Annotated in this window: 14 protein-coding genes and 1 pseudogene; 12 read left to right on the top strand and 3 right to left on the bottom strand. The window is 69.2% G+C overall.

The genetic code is table 11. The features are described 5' to 3' along the window. Positions 1 to 93: 93 nt before the first annotated feature. From M2437_RS26135 to M2437_RS26125, 3 genes are all read left to right on the top strand, one after another. On the top strand, positions 94 to 450 hold the full coding sequence (locus tag M2437_RS26135; RefSeq protein WP_253389116.1) for a hypothetical protein: 357 nt from the start codon (positions 94 to 96) through the stop codon (positions 448 to 450). Positions 451 to 492: 42 nt separating this feature from the next. Further along, positions 493 to 2,640 carry a TonB-dependent receptor family protein gene (locus tag M2437_RS26130; protein ID WP_253389115.1) on the top strand — a complete coding sequence of 716 codons (2,148 nt, stop codon included), beginning with the start codon at positions 493 to 495 and terminating at the stop codon, positions 2,638 to 2,640. Between the two features lie 245 nt (positions 2,641 to 2,885). Beyond that, on the top strand, positions 2,886 to 4,733 hold the full coding sequence (locus M2437_RS26125) for a caspase family protein (protein ID WP_253389114.1): 1,848 nt from the start codon (positions 2,886 to 2,888) through the stop codon (positions 4,731 to 4,733). A gap of 150 nt (positions 4,734 to 4,883) precedes the next feature. Here M2437_RS26125 and M2437_RS26120 read toward each other — a convergent pair whose 3' ends face one another. Beyond that, positions 4,884 to 6,356, bottom strand: a complete 1,473-nt coding sequence (locus M2437_RS26120) for a carbohydrate porin (RefSeq protein WP_253389113.1) — start codon at positions 6,354 to 6,356, stop codon at positions 4,884 to 4,886. A 104-nt stretch (positions 6,357 to 6,460) separates the two neighbouring features. Beyond that, complete coding sequence (locus M2437_RS26115; protein WP_012253014.1) at positions 6,461 to 7,132, bottom strand: GntR family transcriptional regulator; 672 nt, start codon at positions 7,130 to 7,132, stop codon at positions 6,461 to 6,463. A 163-nt stretch (positions 7,133 to 7,295) separates the two neighbouring features. Here M2437_RS26115 and dctP point away from each other — a divergent pair, with 163 nt between their 5' ends. From dctP to M2437_RS26080, 7 genes and pseudogenes are all read left to right on the top strand, one after another. Continuing rightward, positions 7,296 to 8,318, top strand: coding sequence for a TRAP transporter substrate-binding protein DctP (dctP, locus tag M2437_RS26110; RefSeq protein WP_003603318.1), 1,023 nt, complete (start codon positions 7,296 to 7,298; stop codon positions 8,316 to 8,318). Next, positions 8,315 to 9,040: a TRAP transporter small permease gene (locus M2437_RS26105; protein ID WP_012253015.1), complete on the top strand. Its 726-nt coding sequence runs from the start codon at positions 8,315 to 8,317 to the stop codon at positions 9,038 to 9,040. The genes dctP and M2437_RS26105 overlap by 4 nt, the downstream gene beginning before the upstream one ends. Continuing rightward, positions 9,037 to 10,391 (top strand): annotated as a pseudogene (locus tag M2437_RS26100) (TRAP transporter large permease). The gene M2437_RS26105 and the pseudogene M2437_RS26100 overlap by 4 nt, the downstream one beginning before the upstream one ends. Before the next feature lie 167 nt (positions 10,392 to 10,558). Continuing rightward, positions 10,559 to 10,756 (top strand): NepR family anti-sigma factor, encoded by a 198-nt coding sequence (locus tag M2437_RS26095; protein WP_012253017.1) that lies wholly within the window; start codon positions 10,559 to 10,561, stop codon positions 10,754 to 10,756. A gap of 793 nt (positions 10,757 to 11,549) precedes the next feature. Then, on the top strand, positions 11,550 to 11,783 hold the full coding sequence (locus M2437_RS26090; protein ID WP_015950343.1) for a hypothetical protein: 234 nt from the start codon (positions 11,550 to 11,552) through the stop codon (positions 11,781 to 11,783). A 67-nt stretch (positions 11,784 to 11,850) separates the two neighbouring features. Continuing rightward, entirely contained in the window at positions 11,851 to 12,897 is a 1,047-nt protein-coding gene (locus M2437_RS26085) for a cysteine synthase A (RefSeq protein ID WP_253389112.1), read from the top strand. A 112-nt stretch (positions 12,898 to 13,009) separates the two neighbouring features. Beyond that, positions 13,010 to 13,165: a DUF3309 family protein gene (locus M2437_RS26080; RefSeq protein ID WP_003603329.1), complete on the top strand. Its 156-nt coding sequence runs from the start codon at positions 13,010 to 13,012 to the stop codon at positions 13,163 to 13,165. A gap of 97 nt (positions 13,166 to 13,262) precedes the next feature. Here the strand turns inward: M2437_RS26080 and M2437_RS26075 are convergent, their stop codons facing one another. Further along, on the bottom strand, positions 13,263 to 14,750 hold the full coding sequence (locus tag M2437_RS26075; protein ID WP_253389111.1) for a S1 family peptidase: 1,488 nt from the start codon (positions 14,748 to 14,750) through the stop codon (positions 13,263 to 13,265). 179 nt (positions 14,751 to 14,929) lie between these two features. Between M2437_RS26075 and M2437_RS26070 the strand changes: the two genes are divergently transcribed. Together M2437_RS26070 and M2437_RS26065 are read left to right on the top strand one after the other, a co-directional pair. After that, on the top strand, positions 14,930 to 15,376 hold the full coding sequence (locus M2437_RS26070; protein ID WP_253389675.1) for a DMT family transporter: 447 nt from the start codon (positions 14,930 to 14,932) through the stop codon (positions 15,374 to 15,376). 112 nt (positions 15,377 to 15,488) lie between these two features. After that, positions 15,489 to 20,807 carry an alpha-2-macroglobulin family protein gene (locus tag M2437_RS26065; RefSeq protein WP_253389110.1) on the top strand — a complete coding sequence of 1,773 codons (5,319 nt, stop codon included), beginning with the start codon at positions 15,489 to 15,491 and terminating at the stop codon, positions 20,805 to 20,807. Positions 20,808 to 20,811: the final 4 nt, after the last annotated feature.

Raw genomic sequence — 20,811 nt, 5'->3', positions numbered from 1 at the left:
AGAAAACAAGGTTCTGCCGAACCCGCCTCCGTTGACGTCCCGGCAAGCTTGGCCATAGCTGGCAGCATGCGAGGGCGCTTGCCGGGATGGTCCGTGTGCCGCGCGGTCATCGCCGTGGCCGCGCTCTACGCGCTCGCCCTGCAGGTCGTCCTCGGCGGAGCCTCGCTGGCCGGAAGCCTCGGCCCGCAGAACGGTCTCGTTCACATCCTCTGCGCCCCCGATGCCGGTGAGGCCGACGGCCCCCTGAAGTCGCATCCGGGCCACGGGCACCTGCCCTGCTGCCAAGCCGCGCACGCGCTGCCGAGCCTCGACGTTCCGGAGCCCGCCCACGCCATCGTCGCGTGGCCGCGAGAGCGAGCCGCCCCGGTCGCATGGCGGCCCGAGATCGTCGCCCTCCCCCGTGCGCCGCCCGGCACACGCCCGAGCGCCCGCGCCCCACCCGTCGTCTGATCGATCGCCTCTCCCGATCCTTCAGACAACGGACGTTTCCTCATGCCTTTCCATCACCGGGCCGTGCCGCGTGCCGCCCTGCCCTCGACCCTGCTCGTCTCCGGCCTCGTCCTGTCCGCCCCCGTCCTTGCGCAGGCGCTTCCGGAGAGCGCGACGCTTTCGGAAATCAGCGTCTCCGCTTCGCCCGCCACCGGGCGCCCCGCCGGCCCGGCCGAGACCGCCGGCTCGCTCACCGTGCCGAGCGTGGCCGCGCAGCGGGCGGCGGTGAACGCCACCGTCGGCTCGGTCGCCTTCGTCGATGCCGCGACGTTCCAGAACCGCTACGCCAACACCGTGCGCGACGTGCTGAAAGACGTGCCCGGCGTGTTCGTGCAGGAGCGCTACGGCCAGGAGATGCGCCTCTCGATCCGCGGCTCCGGCATCGCCCGCGGCTTCCATGTCCGCGGCATCGAACTCTTGCAGGACGGCATTCCGCTCAACCTCGCCGACGGCAGCGGCGACTTCTACCAGATCGATCCGCTGAGCCTGCGCTCGGCCGAGGTCTACAAGGGCGGCAATGCGCTCACCTTCGGCGCGACGACGCTCGGCGGTGCGGTGAACTTCGTGACGCCGACCGCCTACACAGCGCTCAGCCCGAACATCGTTCGGATCGACGGCGGCAGCTTCAACACCATCCGCGAGCACTTCCAGTTCTCGCGGATCTCGGGGCCGGCCGACGTCCTGATCTCCGGCACCGCAACCAATTCCGACGGATTCCGCGATCACGAGACCCAGCGCACCCGCAACGTGAACGCCAATCTCGGCTACCGCCTCGCGCCGGGCGTCGAGACGCGGTTCTTCCTCGGCTTCTACGACACCGACCAGAAGCTGCCCGGCTCGCTCTCGCTGTTCGACGCGCAGAACAATCCCCGCCTCGCCAACCCGGCGGCCCTTGCCGGCAACCAATCGCGAAAAGTGACGACGGAGCGGATCGCCAACCGCACCTCGTTCGAACTGGAGGTCGGGCGCCTCGACATCGATTCCTGGGCGATTCACAAGAACCTCTATCACCCGATCTTCCAGGTGATCGACCAGGACGGCTGGACCTACGGCGTCGCGCCGCGCTGGGCCGGCACCTTCGATCTCGGCGGCTTCCGCAACGACCTGATCCTCGGCCTGCGGGCGTTCGCCGGCATCAACGACGCCCGGCAATTCGTGAACGTGGCGGGGTTCCGCGGTGCCCAGACGCTCGATGCCCGCCAGAGCGCCTCGAACTACGAGGCCTATGCCGAGAACCGGTTCTGGTTCCGGCCCGACATGGCGCTGATGACGGGTGCCAAGCTGTTCTCCTCGAACCGCACCTTCAGCGACAGGGGCGGCCTGCCGGCGAGCCCCACGGCGCGCTTTGCCAATGTCACCTACGAGGGCATCAACCCGAAGCTCGGCCTGCTGTGGCAACCGCTGCCGGAGATCCAGGTGTTTGCCGATGTCACTCGCTCGCGCGACGTGCCGGACTTCTCCGACCTCGTGCAGGCGAACCTGCTCGGCACCACCTTCGTGCCGCTCGAGGCCCAGCGCGCCTGGACCTACGAGGCGGGCTCACGCGGCCGGATCGACCGCCTCGCCTGGGACGTGACGCTCTACCGGGCGGAAGTCCGCGATGCGCTGATCAACTTTACGCCCAATCCGGGCCTGAACATCCCGGCGGCGACCTTCAACGCCCCGCGCACCCGCCACCAGGGCGTTGAGGCCGCCGTGACCCTCGACCTCGCCACCGACCTCACCGGCGTCGGCGATCGGCTCGCCGTGACGCAGATCTGGACCCATAACGACTTCCGCTTCGTCGGCGACCCGGTCTTTAGCAACAACCGCATCGCCGGCGTGCCGGTGAACGTGCTGCGCACGGTGCTCGGCTACCGGCACCCAAGCGGCTTCCATCTCGCCCCCACCCTCGATTGGGTGCCGCAGGGCGCCTTCGCCGACCACGCCAACACCCTCAAGGTGCCGGGCTACGCCCTGCTCGGCCTCCAGGCCGGCATCGACTTTTCCAACGGCGTCTCGCTGTTCGTGGATGCCCGCAATCTGACGGACGAACGCTACGTCTCCGACATCTCGACGGTGACCAACGCCGCAACGGTGGCGGGTGGGCCGGTGGCGTTCTTTCCGGGCAACGGCCGCAGCGTGTTCGGGGGCGTGCGGGCCTCGTTCTGAGGGCTCGGCCCCCTCAACGGAAGCCGGCTCATGGCAGACGTCGGCTGTGAGGGATTGAAAATGAACGGTGCCCGCAGGGCGGCTGGACGTGCGAAGCGGGCGCGGAATGTTCACACGCCTCTAATCATATTTTGCGCACCCCAAGGGATTGATCTCAGCAAAACCCTGCGCCAGACTTATTGTATTCGTCGAGCGGTAAATCAGAAACTTCAGGCGTCTATCCCCGCGACACGGGAGCATGGCTCATGCCGAGTTCATTGCGAATTCTTTGCGTGCATGGCCTTGGCGATCAACGTCAAAGCAACTGGGACGCAGATTGGTCGAGTGCGATCAAGCGAGCCGTCGGAACGAGTGCTGGCGTTGAATTGGATTTCCGATTTCTGACCTACGATCCCATATTCGAACGCACCGATATCAGTTTTGCGGAGACGCTCGGCGCCTTCTGGAAGCTGGCGCGCAGCGGCCTCGGCGGCTTGTTTCGTCAGCCGCGTGGCCCGGTCAGCAATATTTCGGACCGACTTCGCTGGACCGCCGGCTACGTGGTTGCCTGGGTGGAGGATGAACAGTTCCAGCAAGAGACCCGCGCGCTCGTGCTCGATACGCTGCGCGACTACAAGCCCGACATCGTCCTTGCTCATAGCCTCGGCTCTCTCGTCACTTACAATGCCTTCTCACACGCGGATGCGGGGGAAAGCGAGGCGGCCAAGGCGCTCGCGAGCACACACTACGTGACGTTCGGATCGCAGATCGGAAATCCTTTTGTCCTGGGAAATCTGACATACGGCCGCGTTCAACGTCTTGCCGTCAGGCATTGGCACCATCTCTACAACGAACACGACGATGTTTTCACCGCACCTCTAAAAGTTCAAGGTGTCGACAATTTCAATCAGCTTCTGACGCCGTTCGATCTCCCCGGTTTCGGAGATCATGATGCGGCCGGCTACCTCACGCATGCCGTGACCCAAACCTCCTTCTGGACGCCGATGGTCGACCTCGCGGCCCGTCAATCCAGGGCTGTGGGTCGCAAAGCGGTGGCGGGCGTCAATCGTTGGAATCGCTCGCTTCCGACCGCGGCCCCATCCACGCGGCGCAAAGCAGTCCTGATCGGAATCGACGATTATCCCGACCCCGCCAATCGGCTGTCGGGTTGCGTCAACGATGTTTTCGCGATGAGCGCGACCTTGCAGGATTGCGGGTTCGAGCCGGAGCAGATTCGCGTATGCCTGAACGAGCGCGCCACCGCGGACGGCATCATCTCTCGGCTCGAATGGCTGGTCGATGGTGCGCAACCCGGTGACCAGTTGGTGTTCTTCTACTCCGGGCACGGCGCGCGCGTGCCGGAATACGGCCAACAGGAGGAGCCGGACCGTCTCACTGAGACGCTCGTGCCGTATGACTTCGACTGGACGCCAGAACACGGCGTGTCCGATGAGCAGATCAACCGCTTCTACGCGCAACTTCCCTATGAGACCCACCTCCTGATGATTTTCGACTGCTGCCATTCCGGCAGCATGCATCGCGATGGCGCCGGTCGCGCACGTGGGATCACGCCCCCGGACGACATTCGGCACCGCCAGCTCCGATGGAACCGCGAAGCGGAGATGTGGGTCGAGCGTGACTTCACCCCGCTCAACAAGGCCTTTTCGAGCCAAGCGGCGAAACGGCAGGCTTTCTTCGGCTCCAACCTCGCCACGGTCCGCCTGGGACGCGCCGCCTTGCTCCGCGTCAACGACCAGAAGAGCTACGACCGGGCCAAGAAAGCACGCGGAGCGCCGATTGGACCGTTCCTCCCCGTCATCATCGAAGCCTGTGGAGAGGAGCAATACTCCTACGAGTATCGTCATGGCGCGACCAGCTACGGCGCCTTCACCTTCTGCCTCACATCCATCCTGCGCAACGAAAAGAACATTACCTTCCAGAAGCTTGTACAGCTCGCGACTGAGCGTCTGGAACGGCTCGGCTATAACCAGAAGCCACAAATCCTGGGGCCAGCCATCGACCTCGATGCGAAGGTGCCGTTCGAGACAGGGCGAGTCGGTCAGCCGCCCGCCCGCAACCTGCCCGGCTCAGCGACGCCGCGAACCTCCGGGTGAGGCCTTGGACGCGCTTCGAACGGCTGCCATGAGCGCATCACCCCGCTCTCATGTGGGCGCGAGCCGCCGCACCGACGCGCGGAGACGGCGGGCGACAGCCGATCGGCGGGGAGCGCAGGGGAGCCTTCCGAGCCTCGAAGGCCGGTCCCCTCAATACTGAACCGTCGCGCGAAGCCCCAGCACGGCGGCGTTGCGCACCCGGCGGCCTTCCGGGTCGCGCGGGTTGGCGATGCCGCCGCCGGGATGCAGGATCAGTTGCGCGTCCGGCTGGACGGTGAAGCCCGGCACCACCACCGCCTGATAGGTCGCCTCGATCACCGTCTCGGCCCGCCGCCGCGGCATCGGCGTGCCGGTCAGAACGATGGTGTCGATGTCGGAGCGGCGCGCGTCGTCGGAGAGGCGGGCCTGCGCCAGGCTGAGACCCACCGTGTCGTTGTCGCGGCCCGGCAACAGGCCTTTATAGGCGAGCCCGGTATCGAGATAGGCGGAGACGAGGCTGGAGCGGGTCGGCGACCACGCCGCGCGCAGGAAGAAGCCGAGGCCCTCGTCGTCCTTGCCCGATTCTCGGTAGAGCGTCTGATCGTAGACCGCGTAGATCCCGGCATTGCCGCGCAGGCGCCGGCCGATGCCGGTGGAGTTCGGATCGGCGAGCGGCAGGCCGGTCTGGTCGAAGCGCAAGCTCTCGAAGCGCCCGAAATGCTGCCAGCCCCCGAGGGTGATGTCGCCGGGCAGTTCCTTCGAACCCTCCTGCGTGTTGAAGGCGTAGGTCGCCTCGGCCACGACGAGGGCGGGATCGCGGGTGCGGAAATTGGTGCCGGTGCGGTCGAGGCGCTGCCCCTCGGGGTCGTCGCCCGGGCGATTGGCCCCGGCCGGATCGCCGTCGTAGAGCCCGGCCTGGAGCGAGAAGCCGTTGCCCGGCACGTATTTGGCCCGGATCGCGGGCGTCGCGAGCGGGTAGGCCGGGCCGCCGCTCGGCAGGTCGAGCCCGGTGATCGCCGGCCAGCCGAAGGTCGAGTTCACGAACAGGGTCGCGGTCTGGCTGACGAAGAACTCGGTGTCGGCCGCTTGCTGGCCGATTCGGATGCCGAGTTTGCCGTCGAAGAGCTGCTGGTCGAGCCACAGCGTGTAGAGGCGGGAGGATGGCAGCGCCTCGATCACGCTGGCGGCCAGCAGGTTGCCGACATCGTAGCGCGACAGGCCGGTGCCGTGGATGAAGTAGGCGTTGGCGTGCACGGTGGCGCCGTCCCAGCCGGCGAGCCGTTGCAGGTCGAGATTGAGCCGCAGGTTCAGCCGGTCCTCGACGATCGCCCCCTGGCGAATGCCGCCGACGGGATTGCCGAGCGTTTCGGCGATGTAGGTGAGGCTGTACTCGATGCCCCGCTCCTTCAGCAGGGGCCGCAGGCCGAGCGGGTCACCGAAGGGCCCGAGCGAGGGCTCGATCGAGCGCACGTAACCGCCGGACGCTTGGCTCGTCGATTCCGGCTGGGCCACCGCGATCCGCGGGTCGCCGCCCGCGCCCTGATAGACCGGCCGTCCGGTGGGCTGCGCCAGTGTGGGCGATCCGGCGAGGGTCGTCAGGGCGAGCGCGACCGGAACGGCGCCTGGAATGGGGCGGCGGGACACTGAGAACCTCCACGGCGAACCGCGAAGCGTGAGCTTACGGCCTCCGCGCCGGCCCTGCCACAGCACCGGAAGCGACGCTCGCGATGTGCGACCCTCCAGGGTGCTCACGCCGCGCTGTGATCCAGCGCCCGCAGATTCGCCACCAGTTCCGAAAAGCCGTCGCCCTGGATCAGCACATGGCGGCGGAGCTGATCGGCCGCCGCGGCGCCATCGCTGGCGAGGATCGCGGCGACGACCGCCTCGTGCTCGGCGAGCGATTGCGCCACCCGATGACGGGTGCGCAATTGCAGCCGTCGATAGGGCGAGAGGCGGCGGTGCAGCGCCAGCGCCTGCCCGCACAGGAAGTCGTTGCGGCAGGCGCGGTAGATCACCGTGTGGAAGACGTAGTTCTCGCCGTAATAGGCTTCCGGATCGCCCGCGGCGGCCGCCCGTGCGCAGGCTGCGACGGCGCCCGTCAACTCCGCCTCGAGCTCCGGCGTGAGGCGGCGCGCGGCGAGCCGGCCGCAGGCGGCTTCCAGCTCCGCCATCGTCTCGAACATCTCCAGGAGATGGCCCGGCTCGGGCGCGCTCACGACCATACCGCGGCGCGGCTTGGTCTCGACGAGGCCGGTGGCGGCCAGTTGCAGCAGCGCCTCGCGGATCGGCGTGCGCGAGACGCCGAAGCGCTCGGCGAGCTGCGTCTCGTCGAGGCGCGCGCCGAGGGCGAGCCGCCCCTCGACGATCTCGTCCTCGATCGTCTGCCTGAGGCGCTGGGTCTGGTTCATCGGTCGAGTCATCGGCGATTTCCTGCCGATCCATATTCACGGGCGTTGACAAAATATGCAAGATGACGCGATCTTGCATTAAATGCTGCGCTGAAACGTATATTGTGCGCTGCACAAAAGTCCGCATGAACGGACGAGCAGAATTCCGCGAAAGCGGTATTGGGAAGGAAACGCCATGACGCTGAACCGCCGCCACCTTCTCGCGGCCGGGCTCGCTGCGCCCGCGCTGCTGAAGCTCGGAACCGGCCCGGCCCGGGCCGCCACGACCCTGAAGCTCTCGCATCAGTTCCCCGGCGGCTCGATCGACGAGGGCGACTTTCGCGATCGGATGTGCCGGAAGTTCGCGGCCGCCATCAAGGAGCGCTCGAAGGGCGCGATGGAGGTGCAGGTCTATCCCGGCTCCTCGTTGATGAAGACCAACGCCCAGTTCAGCGCCATGCGCAAAGGGGCGCTCGATCTCTCGCTCTACCCCTCGCCCTACGCGGGCGGCGAGGTGCCGGAGATGAATATCGGCCTGATGCCGGCCCTGGTCTCCTCCTACGCCCAGGCGCTCGCCTGGAAGGACGCGCCCGTCGGCCGCAAGCTCACCGAGATCCTGGATTCCAAGGGCATCGTGCTGGTGTCCTGGGTCTGGCAGGCCGGCGGCATCGCGAGCCGCGAGCGCCCGCTGCTGACGCCCGACGACGCCAAGGGGATGAAGGTCCGCGGCGGCTCGCGCGAGATGGACCTGATGATGAAGCAGGCGGGCGCGGCCACGCTCTCGCTGCCGTCGAACGAGTCCTACGCCGCGATGCAAACCGGCGCCTGCGACGCGGTGCTGACCTCCTCCACCAGCCTGATCTCGTTCCGCCTGGAGGAGATCTCGAAGGCCCTGACCTCCGGCCGCGAGCGCTCCTACTGGTTCATGCTGGAGCCGATCATGATGTCGAAGATCGTGTTCTCCGGTCTGCCCAAGGACCAGCAGGATCTCATCATGGCGGTCGGCGCCGAGCTCGAGAGCTTCGGCCAGGAGGGCGCCAAGGCCGACGACACCCGCGTCGAGGAAGTGTTCGGCAAGGCCGGCGCCAAGGTGGTGCAGCTCGACGAGGTCAATCTCGGCAAGTGGCGCGACATCGCCCGCGACACCGCCTGGAAGGACTTCGCCAACAAGAACGCGAGCTGCGCCGAGCTGCTCAAGCTGGCGGAGAAGGTCGGATGAGCCATGCCTTCGACGCGGCCTCGGCCGCCTCCGAGACGAAACGCGCCGAGGAGCCGCGGATTCCGGGCCTGCTCGGCGTGATCGAGCGGACCACGCGCCGGCTCAACCACGTCATCCTGGTGTGCGGCGGGGTGGCGCTCGTCGCCGCCTGCCTCGTGCTCAGCTACTCCGTCCTGACCCGCTACGTCTTCCACGAGCCGACCGAGTGGCAGGACGAGACTGCCGTGTTCCTCATCGTCGGCGCGACCTTCCTGTCGGCGGCGGGCGTCCAGGCCAAGCGCGGCCACGTCGCCATCGAGGCCCTCACCGGCCTGCTGTCGCCGGGCGTCAACCGGGTGCGCCTGATCTTCGTCGACATCGTCAGCCTCGCCTTCGTGACCTTCTTCGCCTGGAAGAGCTGGAGCCTGTTTCACGAGGCCTGGGAAGACGGCCAGATCTCGCAATCGACCTGGGGGCCTCCGCTCTGGATTCCCTACCTGCTGATGGCCGCGGGCATGAGCCTGCTCGCCGTGCAGTTCGTCCTGCAGATCACTGAGGCCGTCCTCTACGGCCCCCGCGCTGCCGGCTGGGCCAAGCCGAAGATCGGCATCGGGGCGGACGTCAACCGCGACATGCGCGACCGCCCGGATCTGACGCCCGAGGGGCCGGATCCCCTGGAGAGCACGATCAAACCGACAGCGGCCCCGGTTCGGCCGATCACGACGAGGGGAGGCAAGGCATGAGCACCGCCGCGATCGGCTTCCTCTATGCCGGGGCGACCCTGGGGGCGATGCTCTCGGGCATCCCCATCGCCTTTGCGCTGGGCTTCGTGGCCCTGGCCTTCATGTACGTGTTCATGCCCGCCGCCTCGCTCGATACGGTGGCGCAGAACGTCTACGAGGAGATGGCCGCTCGATCACGCTGCTCTCGATCCCGCTCTTCATCCTGAAGGGCGCGGCGATCGGACGGAGCAAGGCAGGCCAGGATCTCTACTCGGCGATGCATGCCTGGATGCACCGCATCCCCGGCGGTTTGGGCATCGCCAACGTGTTCGCCTGCGCCCTGTTCGCGGCGATGGCCGGCTCCTCGCCCGCCACCTGCTCGGCGATCGGCTCGGCGGGCATTCCGGAGATGCGCCGCCGCGGCTACTCGCCGGGCTTCGCCGCCGGGATCATCGCGGCGGGCGGCACGCTCGGCATCCTGCTGCCGCCCTCGATCACCATGATCCTCTACGCGGTGGCCGCCGAGCAATCGCTCGGGCGCCTGTTCCTGGCCGGCATCGGCCCGGGCTTCCTGCTGGTCGCGCTGTTTGCCAGCTGGTCGGTGTTCCGCTTCCGCTCGGAGTTCGCGGCGGCCAAGCTCGCCTACGAGCGGACGGGTACGCAGCATCCGATCCTCAAGGAGGACAGCTACAGCATGCGCGAGCGCTTCTCGACGCTGCCGCGGGTGCTGCCCTTCGTGGTGCTGCTCACCGGCGTCATGGTCGCGCTCTACGGCGGCTACGCCACGCCCTCCGAGACGGCCGGCCTCGGCGGCCTGCTGGCGCTGGCGCTGATCGCGGTGATCTACGGCGTGTGGCGCTTCCGCGATCTCGACCCGATTCTCACGGCAACGCTGCGGGAATCGACCATGCTGATGCTGATCATCGGCATGTCGCTCCTCTACGCCTACGTGATGAGCTACCTCCACATCTCACAGGCGGCGGCCCAGGCCATCGTCGCGATGCAGCTCTCGCCCTGGGTCCTGCTCGTCACGATCCTGGCCCTGGTGATCGCGCTCGGCTTCTTCCTGCCGCCGGTCTCGATCATCCTGATGACGGCACCGATCATCCTGCCGCCGCTCAAGGAAGCCGGGTTCGACCTCGTCTGGTTCGGCGTGGTGATGACGATCACCATGGAGATGGGGCTGATCCACCCGCCGGTGGGCCTCAACATCTTCGTCATCAAGAACATCGCCCCCGACATCCCGCTCAAGGACATCATCTGGGGCACCCTGCCCTTCGTGATCCTGATGGCTGTCGCGATCCTCCTGCTCTGCCTCGTGCCGGGCATCGCCCTCTGGCTGCCGGACCTGCTCCTGCCGACGACCCGGTAAGAACGGCGGCCGCACTCGGACCGATGGTTTCGAGGAAGAAGAGCCCTCCGTGCCCTGGCACGGAGGGTTAATCGTTTCTTGGTCGCCGCAGTAAAACTCGCCTTAACTTTCCAGAGCGCAGGATCGCCGCCTCACAGCCGCTTCCGGCACCGGACGGGAGACGATCCGTGACGAAGCCCATCGCCGACACGAAACGCGCAGAGGATGCTGCGGAGGCGCCGCCGCTGAGCGCGAGCGTGCGCCGCCATCTCGGCAAGAACCTACGCAGCCACTACGCCGACAGCCTCACCGAGCCGGTCGGCGAGCGTCTCGAAGCGCTCATCGGCCGCCTGGACACGCTGCAGGACCGGGCGACCCGCGACTGACGCTCCGAAAAACGGTCCCGCCAAACGGTTCCGCTCAGCCGAAAACCCCGGCCGCGACGGAGCGACCGGGGTTCTTGATCTGTGCGGTGCGGGTTTGCGCGGGAGCGCGGCGCTCAAAAGCGCCTCACGAAACGCCCGCTCGCCGACCGTATGCCTTCGCCCACGACCGCGCAGCAGGTGTCGTCTCGGGAGGCCCTCAGTCGAGGGCGACGGCGACCAGGGAAAACAGGCCCGCCAGCAGCAGGTTGCAGGCGATGAGGGCGACGACCGTCATGGATTGGATTCGCGACTGAGAGAAAACGGGGCAGGCATCGAAGGCGGCGGATGAAGCTGCCGCGAGAGGAGCGTCTAGCGGGAGAAGCTTGACGGAGTGCTCATCCTGCCTGATTGCGGCGCCGAAGCGGCTCGGTTCGCCAAAACCGGTGCAGGAACATCACAGCCCTCAACCTGCGGCCAAACTGCACCGTCGCGCTTGAACCGGAGCTGAACCGAAAGCGCCGGATGGCCGCCGGAAGGGCTCAGTCCGGATGGTCGGGGTTTTTGCTCCGCTCGCAAATCGTCGGAAGCGAAATTCCGAAAAGCGGGCGCCGCGCGGCGGTCTATTGCACAGCGACGGCGATGAACGGGGCTTCGAAAGCGGCCCGCAGGCGCGGCATGATCGCCTCCTACGCTGCCCCCGGCGCTCCGGAGCGATGAGGGCCGATACGCTGTTTTGGGCTCAGCCTCTCAATATTGCTAAGATTTCGTGAACCGATTAGGCTGGCGACGTCTCGTTTCGAGACAGGAGCCGGCCATGATCTCCCTGAACGAGACCCTCCTCACCGCGGCCGGCCTGTTCGGGCTCGGCGCATCCGCAGCATCGGCCGGAAACCCGGCGGAGTCGCAGGACTTCCGGGATTTCGACCGGAGCGAGACCGCGTCCGATGGCGAGGGAAGAACGCTGTCGCAGGACGACGCCGAGGCAGATGATCCCTTCTTTACTGCGGTCGCCGACGCCTTGCGGGAGGCGGGCTACCTGGATTCCTGAAAATCGGTTGGTTAAGCCTGCCTGATCCGCCGCCCCGCGCGGGCGCTCAGGAAGGCCGCCGCACCGCATGTCCGCATCCTCCGCCGTCTCGCCCGACGTGCTCGCCGCCATCGGCGGCACGCCCCTGATCCGGCTGCGCCGCGCCTCAGAGGAGACCGGCTGCACCATCCTCGGCAAGGCCGAATTCCTTAATCCCGGCCTCTCGGTGAAGGACCGGGCGGCGCTCTCGATCGTGCGGGATGCCGAGGCGCGCGGCCTGATCCGGCCCGGCGGCACCATCGTCGAAGGCACGGCGGGCAATACCGGGATCGGGCTGGCGCTGGTGGCCTCCGTGCGCGGCTACCGCACCGTGATCGTGATCCCCGAGACGCAATCGGCGGAGAAGAAGGAGACGCTGCGGCTCGCCGGCGCCCGGCTGGTCGAGGTGCCCGCCGTCCCCTTCGCCAACCCGAACAACTACGTCCACGCCGCCCGCCGCCTCGCCGAGCGGCTGGCCGAGACGGAAGCGGCCGGCGCCTTCTTCGCCGACCAGTTCGACAACACCGCCAACCGCCGTGCCCATATCGAGGCGACCGGCCCCGAGATCTTTGCGCAGACCGGTGGCGCGGTCGACGGCTTCGTCTGCGCGGCGGGCACCGGCGGCACGCTGGCGGGCGTGGCCGAGGCGCTGCGGGCGGCCAAGCCCGGCGTGAAGATCGCCCTGTCCGATCCCGAGGGCTCGGCGCTGCACGCCTATTACAGCACCGGCACGCTCAAGGCCGAAGGCTCCTCGATCACCGAGGGCATCGGCCAGGGCCGGGTGACGAAGAATCTTGAAGGCTTCACGCCCGACCACTCGTTCCGGATTCCGGACACGGAAGCGCTCGGCATCATCTTCGCCCTGATGCGCGAGGAGGGCCTGTCGCTGGGCGGCTCGTCCGGCATCAACGTGGCGGGGGCGATCCGGCTCGCCCGCGAACTCGGGCCCGGCCATACCATCGTGACGATCCTCTGCGACGGGGCCGCGCGCTACGCCTCGAAGCTGTTCAACCCCGCCTTCCTACGCGAGCGCAGCCTGCCGATTCCCGCCTGGCTTGCAGAGACCGGGGGCGCTCTGCCGGATTGGCGGGCCTAAGGCCCGACGACCGCGGGATAAGACCCGAGCCGGCTGAACGAAATCGCCGGCAGAAGCGTTGCTGTTGGCGCTCAGGCAAAGGGGTCTGGGCGGACCAAAGAGGCTTCCGCCGATGACCATCACCACCATCCTCCTGATCCTGCTGATCCTGCTCCTGTTCGGCGGCGGCAACTTCTACGGCGGCGGTCGCTTCCGCGGCCCCGGCTTCGGCCTCGGCGGCCTGCTGATCATCATCCTGATCGTGCTGCTGGTGACGAACCGGGTCTAAGAGTGCCTCACAAAACTCCCGGTCTCTGACCGTTCTCGTTCTGGCGATGACAGCGCAGCGGGAGTTTTGTGAGAGACACTATGGCCCGGTACTTCCCTCACCGGGCGCAGGTGATGGCAACGACGGCGTCGAGAACGGGCGCCGCCGCCCCGCCCAGCGTGGTCGCAGCGCCCTTCGTGAGATCCTTTCCCGCGTCCTTGGCCGCGTCCTTGCCCGCTCCGGCGGGCAGGCCGCTCTCGCTCAGGAACGCCGCGACGGCCTTCCCCGGCACGACGGCATAGCGAGTCGGCGGCATCACCCCGGCGATCAGGCGGGGTGCGGCGGGAAAGCGGGCGACGAGTCCGACGAGCCGGCCCGACCGGTCGAGCACCGGCGCGCCAGCGGCACCGGGCTGGAGCGGGGCATAAACGCCTTCGACGGCAGCGCTGGCGGGGGCGACGCTCGGGCGGCCCTTCGCCTGGGCGCCGAGCACGAGCAGGGCCTCGCCCTCGCTCACCGGCTCGGCGCGGAGCGGCGGCGGCGCACCGCCCGCGAGCCCCTCGGCGGACAGAAGCGCGAGGCTGCCCGCCGCATCGCGCCGCTCGATCCGAGCCGCCGCACCGCCGATGCGCGGCGCGGTGCAGGATTCGAGGGCATAGGCCGCCGTCAGCACCCGCCCGCCGCCCAGCAGCAGGCCGGTCGCGGCAGGGCGCGCCTCGGCCTGCACGCCGGGCAGCGGCGGTGCTGCGGGCGCGGCCGCCAGGCCGGAGGTGGGCGCGCGAGGAGCCGGGCCGGTGGCCGCCGTCGGAGCGATGGGAGCCGGCGCGTCCTCGGGAAACGGTGAAAAGTTGTTGGCCACCGCGATGACGAGACGATCGACCGTGTCCGCCAACGTTCTGTCATAGCCGAGGGTGAAGCCGCGGATGCCCTGGGGGCCTTCGGCGTAGCGGATATAGGAGCGCCCGCCCGCGGTCTCGGCGGTGATGACGATGAAGTCCGGCTTCTTCAGCTTGTAGGTGACCTTGCGGCCGGGCATCGCGGCGATGGCGCGCTCGAACAGGGCATCGAGGCTGGTCTCCCCTTGCGGGAACGACTTGGTGTCGAGGGTCACCCGCCCGTCGGCGCTCTGCCAGCGTGTGCCACCGGGGATCGCGCTCTTTTTCGGCAGCAGCGCCTCCGGCACCCCGACCACCACGCCGCTCGCCGGATCGGGCTGGACCTTGAAGCGCGCGGCCCGCCGGGCCTCCTCCGCCTCGCGCTTGAGCGCCGCGCGCTCCGGTGGCGTGAGCAGGCCGGTCGGGGCAGCCCCCGTGCGGGTCTGGTAGGTCTGGATGCCCTCGAAGCTACGCTTTCCGAAGGCCCCGGTCGTCACGCCGTTATAGTCACCGGTCCAGACCAGGGCATCTTGCAGCCCCCGCCGCTCCGCCTCGGGCAGGGCCTCGAAGGCCGTCCGCGCCGCCTCGAAGGCGGGATCGGGCGCGGGTTGGGGGGCAGCGGCAGGCTTCGGCCGGGCCAGCACGGCCGGTGGGACAGGTCCTTGCGCAAGGGCGCCCGTGGCAAGTCCGGCGGCAAGCAGGGCCGGCAGGCCGGTGTGAAAAGCTCTCATCCGTCCCGTCATCACCACCGCTCGATTCGCCGTGCGGGTGATGATGCCAGCCAGAGCGTGCCCCCCACAAGCCGCGGCGCAGAGCCGTCATGCGGGATCGTGATCGCACGCCGGTGGACGGACAGGTCCCGGGCGACAGCTTTGGCGCAGGACTTCAAGGCATTCGGAAGGGCGCGGCTTTGCTGCAGATCGGATTGTACGGTGCGGCGGCGCTCGCGGGTGTCGCCTTCGTGGTCCAGCAGGCGGTCAATGCCGGGCTGAGGGGCGACCTCGGCTCCGGTCTCTGGGCGGGATTCGTCAACTTCACCGTCGGCGGTCTCGCCGTCGGCCTCCTGGCGCTGACCTTGCGCGAACCCTTGCCCTCGCTCGACGCGGCCGCCCGCGCCCCCTGGTACGCCTGGACCGGCGGCCTGCTCGGCGTGGTCTACGTCGTCGGGGCGATCTTCCTGATCCCGCGCATCGGCGCCGCCGCGGTCGTCGCCCTCCTCATCGTCGGGCAGATGCTGATGTCGCTCGCCCTCGACCATTTCGGGCTGCTCGGCGTGCCGGTCCACGAAGCGAACCTGCCGCGGCTCGGCGGCGCGCTGCTTCTGCTGTCCGGCGTCGCTCTGATCTGCCTCTTCTGAGGCCTCTCCTCGCCGATGGCTCGGAGTGAGCGTTGCGGCCGGCGCGGCAAGTGATAGCGTGCCGGCCGCGGGCGCCCCTGCTTCGGGCGCACCGGTCGGAGGAGACGCGCGCATGTCCCAAGGCAAAAGTCTCGGGCACCTCGGTGCGACGTTGATCGGCGCGATGCTGCTCGGTGTTCCCGCCCTGGCCCAGTCTCCGCGTCCGGCCGCGCCCGCCACGGCGCCCCTGAGATCGGCGACCGCACCGGTCGCGAAGACCTTTGTGCGCGAGGCGTTGGCGAGTGCGGGCGTCCGGTTGGAGACCGCACTCAAGAGCGAAGCGCCTCCCGGCGCCAAGACGGCCGCGCAATGGCGGCGCGAGGCGGAGGTCGCTGCCCAGAGCGAGGGCGGGGAGCCCGACGCCGAGCTCAACGCCCGCGCCGCCGCCGTCGCGGCCGACCCGAACGATGTTCGGAATTGGCTCGACTACGCCAGCGCGGCGAATGCGGCGGGCAACGACGAGGAGCGCGCCGACTATTCCGCCCGGTTCAAGCTGAAGGGCCGCGCGAGCGCCGCCGCCTATCAGGGCTATCTGCGCGCCAAAAACCCGGCGGACGAGGCCCGCGCCCTGGCCCGGCTCGGCGAGATCCAGGCGGCCCAGTCCGAGTGGCGGTCCGCTTTGGAAGCCTACCGCGCGAGCCTCGCGATCCGGGACGAGGCGCAGACCCGTGCCGCTTACGAGAAACTGCGCGAGGAGCACGGCTTCCGCATCCTCGACTACAAGGTCGATTCGGACGCCGCCGCGCCCCGGGTCTGCTTCACCTTCTCGGAAGGTCTCGTCCCGAAGACCGACTACGCGCCCTACATCGCCGTCTCGGGTGCCGCCAACGCCGCCGTCACGGCCGAAGGCTCCCAGGTCTGCGTCGATGGGCTCAAGCATTCCGAGCGCTACGCCTTCGTCGTGCGCCAGGGCCTGCCCTCCTCGGTCGGCGAGAATCTGCTGAAATCGGCCGATTACGAGGTCTACGTTCGCGACCGCTCGCCCCAGGTGCGTTTCACCGGGCGCAACTACGTCCTGCCACGCACCGGTCAGGCCGGCGTGCCGCTGGTCTCGGTCAACGCCGACAAGCTCGACGTCGAGGTGCTGCGCATCGGCGACCGCGGCCTGCTGCCCGCGCTCCGTTCGGAAGACTTCCTGAGCCAGCTCAGCGGCTCGACGGCCAAATCCATCGCCGACCAGAAGGGCCAGCGCGTCTGGAAGGGCACGCTCGACACCGCCAAGGCCGAAACCAACCGCGAGGCGGTGACCGCCTTCCCGGTGCTCCAGGCGGTCGGCAAGCTGGAGCCCGGCCTGTACCTGATGCTGGCCAAGCCCACCGGCACGACGGATTCGTCGGAGGACGAGTATGGCGGCTACGAGACCCAGGCGACGCAGTGGTTCGTGGTCTCCGATCTCGGGCTGACCGCCTTCAAGGGCCGCGACGGCGTCCACGTCTTCGCCCGCTCGCTCGCCAGCGCCAAGACGGTGTCCGGCGCCGAGATCCGGCTCGTCGCCCGCAACAACGATGTGCTCGCGACCGCCAAGACCGACGGCCAGGGCCACGCTGCCTTCCCCGCCGGCCTCGCCCGCGGCGAGGGCGGGCTGGCGCCCGGCCTCGTGGTAGCGCAGGTCGGCGACGATTACGGCTTCCTCGATCTGGCGCTCGGTGCCTTTGATCTCTCCGACCGTGGCGTGAAGGGCCGCCCGGCGCCCGGCGGCGCGGAGGCCTACGTCTTCCCCGAGCGCGGCGTCTACCGCTCGGGCGAGACGGTGCAGCTCACCGCGCTTCTTCGCGACCCGCAGGGGGCGGCGGTGGCCGGCCTGCCGCTGACGCTGGTGGTGAAGCGGCCCGACGGCGTCGAGTATCGCCGCGCGGCTCTTGCCGACGAGGGGCTCGGCGGGCGCTCGCTCGCCCTGCCGCTGATGGCGGGCGCGATGCACGGCACGTGGCGGGTCTCGGCCTATACCGATCCGAAGGCACCCCCGGTCGGCGAGGCGAGCTGGCTCGTCGAGGATTACGTCCCCGAGCGGCTGGAGGTGAGCCTCACCCCGAAGACGCCGACGCTGACGCGGGGTGAAGCCGCGACGATCGATGTCGCCGCACGCTACCTCTACGGCGCGCCGGGCTCGGGGCTCGACGTCTCGGGCTCGGTCGCGGTTCAGGCGGCGGCCAATTCCGGCATCAAGGGGTTGGAGGGCTTCTCCATCGGCCTCGACGACGAGGCGGTGGAGGCGACGACCGCCGAGATCGACGCCAAGGCGACGACCGATGCGCTGGGCAAGGCCACCATCACTGTGCCGGTGCAGGAGGTGGCCGCCCCCCGCGCGCTGGAAGCCAAGATCACCCTCGCCGTCGGCGAACCGGGCGGCCGGGCGCTGAGCCGCAGCGTGACCCTGCCGATCCTGCCGGCCCAGCCTGTGCTGGCGATCCGCAAGAATTTTGGCGGCGATCTGGCCGAGAACGCGACCGCGACCTTCGACGTCGCCATGGCCGCACCCGACGGCCGGCGTCTGACACAGGACGGCGTGACCTGGACGCTGTCGAAGGTGGATCGGACCTACCAGTGGTACCGCGCCGACGGGCGCTGGAGCTTCGAGCCGGTCAAATCCAGCCGCCGCATCGCCGACGGGCGCGTGGCGACCACCGCCGACGCACCCGGGCGCATCGCCGTGCCGGTGGGCTTCGGCCAGTACCGGCTGGAGGCGAGCGTGCCGGGCCAGCCGCAGGCGGCGGCGAGCGTGTCCTTCACCGTCGGCTGGGGCGGCTCCGAGAGCGCCGACGTGCCCGATCTCCTCGACCTCACCCTCGACAAGGGCGCCTACGCGGCCGGCGAGCGGCTGCGCGCTCGGCTCGCGCCGAAATTCGCCGGCACGGCGACGCTCGCCATCGTCAGCGACCGGGTGCACGAGATCCGGGACGTGACGGTCGCGGAGGGCGGCACCAGTGTCGATATTCCGGTCAAGGCGGAATGGGGCGCGGGCGCCTACCTCGTTGCCACCGCCTACCGGCCGCTCGATCAGGCGGCCAAGCGGATGCCGGGCCGGGCGCTCGGGGTGGCGTGGTTCTCCGTCGATAAGGAGAAGCGCGGCCTCTCCGTCGCGATCGAGGCGCCGGAGAAGGTGCGCCCCCGTGGCACGCTCACCGTGCCGGTGAAGCTCGCCGGTCTCGCCGCCGGCGAGGAGGCGCGGGTGACGCTGGCGGCGGTCGATGTCGGCATCCTCAACCTGACCCGCTACGAGGCGCCGAACCCGTTCGGCTACTTCTTCGGCCAGAAGGCGCTCGGACCCGAGATCCGCGATCTCTGGGGCTACCTGATCGACGGCATGCAGGGCACGCTCGGCGCGATCCGCTCCGGCGGCGACGGCGGCGCGGCGGAACTTGCCGACGCCCCGCCGACCCAGGCGCCGCTCGCGCTCTATTCGGGCGTGGTCACGGTCGGCGCCGACGGCACGGCCAAGATCCCGCTGGAGCTGCCCGCCTTCAACGGCACCGCCCGGCTGATGGCGACCGCCTGGACCAAGGCCAGGGTGGGCCAAGCCCAGGCCGACGTGATCGTGCGCGACCCCGTCGTGCTCACCGGTACCCTGCCGCGCTTCCTCAATGTCGGCGACCGCTCGCGCTTCTTCGTCGCCCTCGACAACGTGGAAGGGGCGGCCGGCGACTACACGGTCGATCTCGACCTCACCGGTCCCGTCGTGGTGGCAGGCGAGGCGGTGCGCTCCACCCTGCGCCTGGAGGCCGGCGCCAAGGGGCAGCTCGTGATCCCGATCACCGCCGCCGGCCCCGGCACGGCTCGGCTCGACCTGAGCCTCACCGGCCCCGGCATCCAGGGCAGCGCCGGCCAGTCCTTCGCACTCGGGATCAATCCGGGCACCGGGGCGCTGGTCCGCCGCAATGTGCGGCCGCTGGAGCCCGGCGCCGGCCTCGACCTGACGCCGGATTTGCTCGCCGACATCCTGCCCGGCACCGGGGCGGTCTCCGTCTCGGCCAACCGCCTCGGCGGCATCGACGTCGCCGCGCTGCTGCAATCGCTCGACCGCTACCCCTATGGCTGCTCCGAGCAGATCGTCAGTCGGGCGATGCCGCTCCTCTACGTCAACGCGCTCGCAGCGACAGAAAAGCTCGGCCTCGACGGAAAGCTCGACGAGCGGGTGCGCGGGGCGATCGAGCGGGTGCTGGCACGCCAGGATTCCAGCGGGGCCTTCGGCGCCTGGTCGACGGAGAATGCCGGCGACACGTGGCTGGCCGCCTACGTCACCGACTTCCTCACCCGCGCCCGCGAGCGGGGATTCGCCGTGCCGCAGACCGCCTTCAACAGTGCGCTCGACCGCCTGCGCAACACGGTGGCCAACACCACCAATGTCGAGAACGGCGGCATGGATCTGGCCTACGCGGCCTACGTGCTCGCCCGCAACGGCCGGCCGGTGATGGGGGATCTGCGCTACCTCGCCGACACCAAGCTCACCGCTTTCGCCACGCCCTTGGGCCGCGGGCAGCTCGCCGCCGCGCTGGCCCTCCTCGGTGATCGCGGCCGGGCGCAAAAGGGCTTCGAGGCGGCGGTGCAGGCGCTCCAGGCCGAGCGCGATCGGGGCACCTATCGCGCCGATTACGGCTCGCGCCTGCGCGACGGCGCTGCTCTGCTGGCGCTCTCAGCCGAGGCTGGGTTTTCTCAAGCGACGCTGCAACCGGTCGCCGCCGTGCTCGGCCAGGAGCGGGCGGACGGCCGCTCCACCAGCACCCAGGAGAATGCCTGGATGGTGCTGGCAGCCCAAAGCCTCGCCAAGGAATCCGACAGCCTCGCGCTCACCATCGACGGCAAGACCGAGACCGGACCGCTGTCGCGGCTCTACCGGGCGCCCGCCCTGGAGGCGCGGCCGGTGCGGATCGTCAATGCCGGCCGCGAGGCGGTGCCGGTCGCGATCGGCGTCCAGGGCAACCCGATCGCCCCGGAGCCGGCGGCCTCGCAGGGCTTCACGGTCGAGCGCAACGTCTACCGGCTCGACGGCAGCCCGGTGGATCTGGCCAAGCCGCTGCGCCAGAACGACCGCCTCGTCGTGGTGCTGAAAGTGACCGAGGCCAAGGCCAGCGCCGGGCGCCTGCTGCTGGTCGATCGTCTGCCCGCGGGGCTGGAGATCGACAACCCGAAGCTGCTCGATGCCGACGCGCTCTCGAGCCTCAGCTTCGCCAAGAGCGAGGTGGCCCCGGTCCATACCGAGTTCCGCGACGACCGGTTCGTGGCCGCCTACGACCGCACGCCGGAGCAATCCGCCTTCTTCTCGGCGGCCTACACCGTGCGCGTGGTCTCGCCCGGCAGCTACGTTCATCCGGGCGCGAGCGTCGAGGACATGTACCGCCCCGAGCGGTTCGGGCGCACCGCGTTCGGATCGGTCGAGGTGACCGCGGCGAAGTAGGGCG

Source organism: Methylorubrum pseudosasae, assembly GCF_029504475.1.
Classification (GTDB): Bacteria; Pseudomonadota; Alphaproteobacteria; order Rhizobiales; family Beijerinckiaceae; genus Methylobacterium; species Methylobacterium extorquens.
This window is presented reverse-complemented; position numbering and strand designations above follow the sequence as displayed.

Coding starts and splice junctions, on each gene's coding strand:
- M2437_RS26130 (WP_253389115.1), top strand. CDS start 493: ATGCCTTTCCATCACCGGGCCGTGCCGCGTGCCGCCCTGCCCTCGACC.
- M2437_RS26125 (WP_253389114.1), top strand. CDS start 2,886: ATGCCGAGTTCATTGCGAATTCTTTGCGTGCATGGCCTTGGCGATCAA.
- M2437_RS26115 (WP_012253014.1), bottom strand. CDS start 7,132: ATGACTCGACCGATGAACCAGACCCAGCGCCTCAGGCAGACGATCGAG.
- dctP (WP_003603318.1), top strand. CDS start 7,296: ATGACGCTGAACCGCCGCCACCTTCTCGCGGCCGGGCTCGCTGCGCCC.
- M2437_RS26105 (WP_012253015.1), top strand. CDS start 8,315: ATGAGCCATGCCTTCGACGCGGCCTCGGCCGCCTCCGAGACGAAACGC.
- M2437_RS26090 (WP_015950343.1), top strand. CDS start 11,550: ATGATCTCCCTGAACGAGACCCTCCTCACCGCGGCCGGCCTGTTCGGG.
- M2437_RS26085 (WP_253389112.1), top strand. CDS start 11,851: ATGTCCGCATCCTCCGCCGTCTCGCCCGACGTGCTCGCCGCCATCGGC.
- M2437_RS26080 (WP_003603329.1), top strand. CDS start 13,010: ATGACCATCACCACCATCCTCCTGATCCTGCTGATCCTGCTCCTGTTC.
- M2437_RS26075 (WP_253389111.1), bottom strand. CDS start 14,750: ATGAGAGCTTTTCACACCGGCCTGCCGGCCCTGCTTGCCGCCGGACTT.
- M2437_RS26065 (WP_253389110.1), top strand. CDS start 15,489: ATGTCCCAAGGCAAAAGTCTCGGGCACCTCGGTGCGACGTTGATCGGC.